The sequence below is a fragment of the Desulfobaculum sp. genome, from assembly GCF_054921475.1.
Map to the genome: position 1 here is coordinate 1 of NZ_JBUDSW010000256.1, position 5,163 is coordinate 5,163.

The 5,163-nt window shown below is 61.0% G+C and carries 7 protein-coding genes; 6 read left to right on the top strand and 1 reads right to left on the bottom strand.

Features of this window, described 5'->3' with window-relative positions:
* Window positions 1-548: lactate utilization protein (locus ACY69P_RS13970; protein WP_462327914.1), on the bottom strand; the 548-nt coding region annotated here is incomplete at its 3' end.
* A 204-nt stretch (window positions 549-752) separates the two neighbouring features.
* Between ACY69P_RS13970 and ACY69P_RS13975 the strand changes: the two genes are divergently transcribed.
* The 6 genes from ACY69P_RS13975 to ACY69P_RS14000 form a co-directional block, all read left to right on the top strand.
* Window positions 753-1,490: a hypothetical protein gene (locus tag ACY69P_RS13975; RefSeq protein WP_462327915.1), complete on the top strand. Its 738-nt coding sequence runs from the start codon at window positions 753-755 to the stop codon at window positions 1,488-1,490.
* A 214-nt stretch (window positions 1,491-1,704) separates the two neighbouring features.
* A complete protein-coding gene (gene rpmH, locus ACY69P_RS13980; protein ID WP_404845829.1) occupies window positions 1,705-1,839 on the top strand; it encodes a 50S ribosomal protein L34 in 135 nt (44 codons plus the stop codon).
* Complete coding sequence (gene rnpA, locus ACY69P_RS13985) at window positions 1,827-2,222, top strand: ribonuclease P protein component (RefSeq protein ID WP_459900074.1); 396 nt, start codon at window positions 1,827-1,829, stop codon at window positions 2,220-2,222. The genes rpmH and rnpA overlap by 13 nt, the downstream gene beginning before the upstream one ends.
* A gap of 4 nt (window positions 2,223-2,226) precedes the next feature.
* Complete coding sequence (gene yidD / locus ACY69P_RS13990) at window positions 2,227-2,502, top strand: membrane protein insertion efficiency factor YidD (RefSeq protein WP_459897967.1); 276 nt, start codon at window positions 2,227-2,229, stop codon at window positions 2,500-2,502.
* Window positions 2,495-4,111, top strand: coding sequence for a membrane protein insertase YidC (gene yidC, locus ACY69P_RS13995; RefSeq protein WP_462327916.1), 1,617 nt, complete (start codon window positions 2,495-2,497; stop codon window positions 4,109-4,111). The genes yidD and yidC overlap by 8 nt, the downstream gene beginning before the upstream one ends.
* 93 nt (window positions 4,112-4,204) lie before the next feature.
* On the top strand, window positions 4,205-5,163 hold a 959-nt coding region (locus tag ACY69P_RS14000), incomplete at its 3' end, for a Jag family protein (protein WP_462327917.1).

Below are 5,163 nucleotides of genomic sequence, written 5' to 3' on the forward strand. Positions count from 1 at the left end.
CAGGAGCCGGTCTTGGTACAGGGGGTTTTGCGGTCCAGCCGGATGGAGTTGGCCGGCGCGGCAAATTCCTTGATGCGGGACATGGCGGTGTCCACATCGGGGCACAGCTTATTGCGGCCCACAACCACAATGACATTTTCCGGACCAAAGGCCATGGCCGCCACGCGGTTGCCCAGTCCGTCCAGATTCACCAAACAGCCGTCTTCCACAACGGCGTTGGTGCCGGTGAGAAAAATATCGGAGAGCAGAGCCTTGCGCCGCAGTGCGATGGACTGCGCCGGGTCGCCGCCGTAGGAGTCGATAAGCTCAAGGCGTTCGTCAGCCTTCACCGCGTCATAAATGCCGCTGGCGGTAATGGTCATGGAGCCACCAAGGCCAACGACCTTGGCGCCCTTTTCCTCGATAAGGCCGGGGATAATCTGGTCCATCACAAGCTGGCGGGCCGCGTCCTTATCCTTGACCACATGGGCGGCGAATCCGTTCTTCTCAAGGGCCTTTCTGGTCTGTTCCAGACGCAGTTCATAATACTGATCGACGGCTTTGGACATTTCCGACTCTCCTTGGTGTTTTCGGTATGAATGCAACCTGCCAGCTTTACGGACGAATCGCTCTTAACGCCCGCCACGGCAGGATATCCCTGATGTTTTTCCGCCACGGACGCCTCAAGACGCAAGGGCAGAATGCCGATAAGACAAGGTAAGCATCACGCATACCATGGCCACGGCACGAAGCACAGCAGTCCGGGAGGACGCATGCCTTCGGATGAACAGACAATTTTCCCAGCCCCACCATCATGCACCATCAGCGCAGCATTCGCCGCCGTGGTCAATTCTTCGGCGCGCCTTGCCAGCGGAATGAGCATTTTTACAGACAGCGCGGCGCAGGTGACGGCTCCATGCCATCTTACCGCGTGCGATATTGCCCTCATCTCCCTGCGGCTGCGCGGGCATACTGACGCCCTGCGGTGCCTTGCGGCTGACCAGCCAACGTGCGGCGCAGCGGACGCCCTGCTCGAACGGCTGTGCGGCGCGGCAACATGCGCCCGCGCCGGACTGGATGAAGGCGACGCGGGGCTCACCTCGCTTGAACCTGAGGTAGTAACGCCATGCGGCGGCGTCAAGGAATCCTGTGTTATTTGGTCGGAATTGCCCCACCGCCCGCAACACACCGAAACACAAGAACTCCGGGCCAAACCGCACACCCCTGCGCCGCCAGCGCCCGGCACCCCGCACAGTGCCTCCCAAGGCCCGGCAGGCCGCACCTGCTCCGGATGCGCGCGCCACCACCATCAGGCGGCACATCTTTTTACTGACCGCCTCACAAAAGAGTATCCCGGCACGAAACATGGCGCGGACTCAACACCTTTTCCCGGATGCCCCGGCGGGCCGTGCATCACCCCCAATATCGCAGTCACCGATGCAGTCACCGCGCCGCTGTCAAACAGCGCGCTCCCCTCCATGGCTCTTTTCCTGCTCTTAAGCCGTACATGACCCACACCTGTTGCATCCCCTTGACATCACCTTCGCGTTGAGGCACATAGCGCCTCTTACATCCTGCGTCATGCAGCGATGCGCTTACCGCTCCAGACCGCATCCCCAGCGCTGGAGCGAGACGGTCCGAGGGCGCGCGGTTGCCGTGCGTCCTTGACTTTTGATGACCTTGGGGGTACTTACTATCGTTTAGCTTTGCCAAGGAGAATTCACCATGAAGAGAACATATCAGCCGAGCAACACCCGCAGGAAAAGAACCCACGGATTTCTCGTCCGTTCCCGCACCAAGAACGGCCGTGCCGTGCTGCGCCGCAGACGTGCCAAGGGACGCAAAAGATTAGCAGTCTAAGTTTCCCGCGTACGCACCGCCTGACCAGGCGCCCGGAATTCCTGGCTTGCTACGAGCGAGGCCGGCGATACCATTCCCGGCACTTTTTACTTTTCGCGCTACCCACCGGCTCTGCCGATGGGGTATGGCGCGCCGGCTTCGCCGTAAGCAAGAAAGTGGGCTCTGCCGTCAGGCGTAATCGCATCAAGCGCTTGCTGCGCGAGTTCTTTCGTCTGCATCAGGACCGGATCCTGACCGCACACGATTATGTCGTCGTCCCCAAACGGCACGTGGACGCCAACACGCTGTCCATGTCTACCGTTCAGGACGAACTGCTCGCGCTGCTGGTCAAAGCCCAGAAAGCCTCAGGTTCCGTGGCGGGGAGGAAGCCCCGTAAACGATAAGAGCATGCGCAACCTCCTTATTTTGCTCATCCGCGCGTATCAGCGCCTTATTTCCCCGCTTTTCCCCCCGACTTGCAGGTTCGTGCCCACATGCTCTTCGTACGCCATTGAAGCCTTGCGCCGACATGGCATTTTCAAAGGTTCTCTCCTTGCCCTTTGGCGCATCCTGCGCTGTCATCCCTTCTGCAAGGGCGGTTACGACCCCGTCCCGCCCAAGAAAAAGCAGTCTGGACCCTTTTCACTCAAACGACACCGATTAGCAGGTACTTCTCATGGATAACAAGCGAGTCATCCTTGCCGTGGGCCTGTCCATGCTCGTGCTCTTGGGTTGGAGCTATTTCTTTGCTCCCCAACAGCCGCAGCAGCAGCCCAGCCAGACAAACCAGACCCAAACGGCCCAGCAGCAGACACAGTCTCAGGCCGCCAACACCACCATGGAGCAGGCTTCCGCACCCGCAGCACCTGCATTCAAGGCAGGGGCCGGACGTGACATTGTTGTGGAGACTCCGCTCTACAAAGCCGTCTTCAACTCCGCCGGCGGCATCCTCACCTCTTTTGAGCTGAAGGAGTACCACGAAACCATCCAGCGCGATTCCGCCCGCGTGAACCTGATCCCCCAGCAGAGCATGAACCGTGGTCCCCTCGGCCTCATCTGGAATGGACAGGGAACGTGGCGCAGCGATACCTGGAACGTGCCCACCACGAAGGACGTCATCGTGACCAATGAAGGCGGCGAGGACAGCCTCACCTTCCTTGGCGCCATGGGCGACCTGCTCATCAAGCGCACGCTCACCTTCCACCCCGAGACGTACCGCATCGACGAGTCCGTTGAGCTCCTCAATATGGGCGGACTTCCGATTTCCGGCCGCCTTGGCGTGTCCATCGCTTCCGGCGACCTGACCACCAAGGAAAGCCGCTATAACCCCATGCGTGTGTCCTACCTCACCGCAGACGGCGTGGACGACGAAAACGACCGCGACGACCTCGGCAAGGGCATGCAGCTGAATAACGGCGTGCAGTGGGGCGCTATTCAGAACAACTATTTCGCTTTGGCCATCGCGCCTGAAGCGGGCGACGTGGCGCTGCGTACCAACTATCAGGACGGCCTCTTCCGCCTGCAGATGGACAAAGAAGCCATCAACATCGCCCCCGATACAATGCAGAAGGTCGCCACCAGCTACTACTTTGGCCCGGTGATGGACCAATATCTTGAAACGGCCCCCAATAATCTGGACCAGCTTGTCACCTACGGCTTCTTTGACGTGCTGTCCAAGCCGCTTCTTAAGCTGCTGCACCTGTTCCACGGCTTCGTGGGCAACTGGGGCCTCGCCATCATCCTGCTGACCATCGTCATCAAAATCGTGTTCTGGCCGCTGTCGCACAAGAGCTACAAGTCCATGAACCAGATGAAGAAGATTCAGCCCCTGATGGCCAAAGTCCGCGAGCAGTACAAGGACGACCGCCAGAAGATGAACGAGGAGATGATGCGCCTGTACAAGACGTACAAGGTGAATCCTGCGGGCGGCTGTCTGCCCATGCTCCTCCAGATTCCTGTCTTCCTCGGTCTGTACCAGGCGCTGCTGGGTGCCATTGAGCTCCGCCACGCGCCGTTTATTGCCCATGTTCCCTTCACGGACCTGATCTGGCTGGCCGACCTTTCGGCCAAGGATCCGTTCTACGTGACTCCCGTGATCATGGGCGCGACCATGTTCCTCCAGCAGAAGATGACGCCTTCTCCGGGTGATCCCACCCAGGCGAAGATGATGCTCTTCATGCCGGTGATCTTCACGTTCCTGTTCCTGAACTTCCCCGCTGGACTGGTCGTCTACTGGCTCGTGAACAACGTTCTCTCCATTGCCCAGCAGTGGATGATGTTGCGCAAAGCCTAATTCAGCCTGCATTCCGCGCCGGAAGGGAGCACCAACGCCACCTTCCGGCGCGGCTTACGCTGATGCGACCGGTCGCCCATACCAGGAGACCACATGACGGATTTTAAGGAGTTTGAGGGTAATACTGTAGACGAGGCCATTGCCATGGCCTGCCGCCATTTCGGCGTAGAACGCGAAAAACTCGAGGTCGAAATCCTCCACGGCGGAACCCGTGGCATCTTTGGGCTTGGCAAAAAACAGGCCCGCATTTCGGCCCGCCGCCGCTCCTTCACCCCCGAGCGCGGCATCCTTGAAGACGACTTCTTCAAAAAGGAACTGCGCCGCCCCAGCCACAAGCAGGGCGAGCCGTCCCCTTCTTCCGATTCCTCTGCCTCCGCCGCGCCTGCTAACAGCGCCAGCGCAGCCCCAAGCGCGCCGAGGGCCAAGGATGCCTCCCCCAAGAGCGCTCCTCAGCCCGCGCCTAAGGCCCAGCCCAAAGCTCAAACGGACCAGTCCCCCAAGCAGCACAGTGCCCCGGCCACGCCCGCGCCCCAAAAACGTGCGCCAGAGCAGCCCGCACAGGACGCCACACCACAGCCCGAGAAATCAGCCCCGCGTCCCGAGCGCCGTCCGGAAGCACCACGCAGCAAGCTCGCGCAGCAGCCCCGCACGCCCCAGCGCAGCGGCGGACCTGCGCGCCAGCCTGCCCGGACCGAACAGTCCTCCCGCCCCGCGCCGCCGCAGGACGAGCTGGACGCCGTGGTCCGCGAAGTCATGGCCGAGCTTCTGAAGCCCATTGCGGGCGACCAGCCGACCCTGACCCTGTCCCATGAGCCCGGCCGCGTGAAGGTCCGCATTGAGGACGACGCCAACTCCGGACTGATCATCGGCCGCGAAGGCCAAACCATTTCCGCCCTGCAGTACCTTGCCAACCGCATCGTATCGCGCCGGTTCGAGTCCGCCATCCGCATCCACCTTGATGCCGGGGACTACCGCGACAAGCAGGACGACAACCTCCGCCGTATGGCCCTGCATCTGGCGGACAAGGCCAAGGCGCAAGGACGCACCCAGAG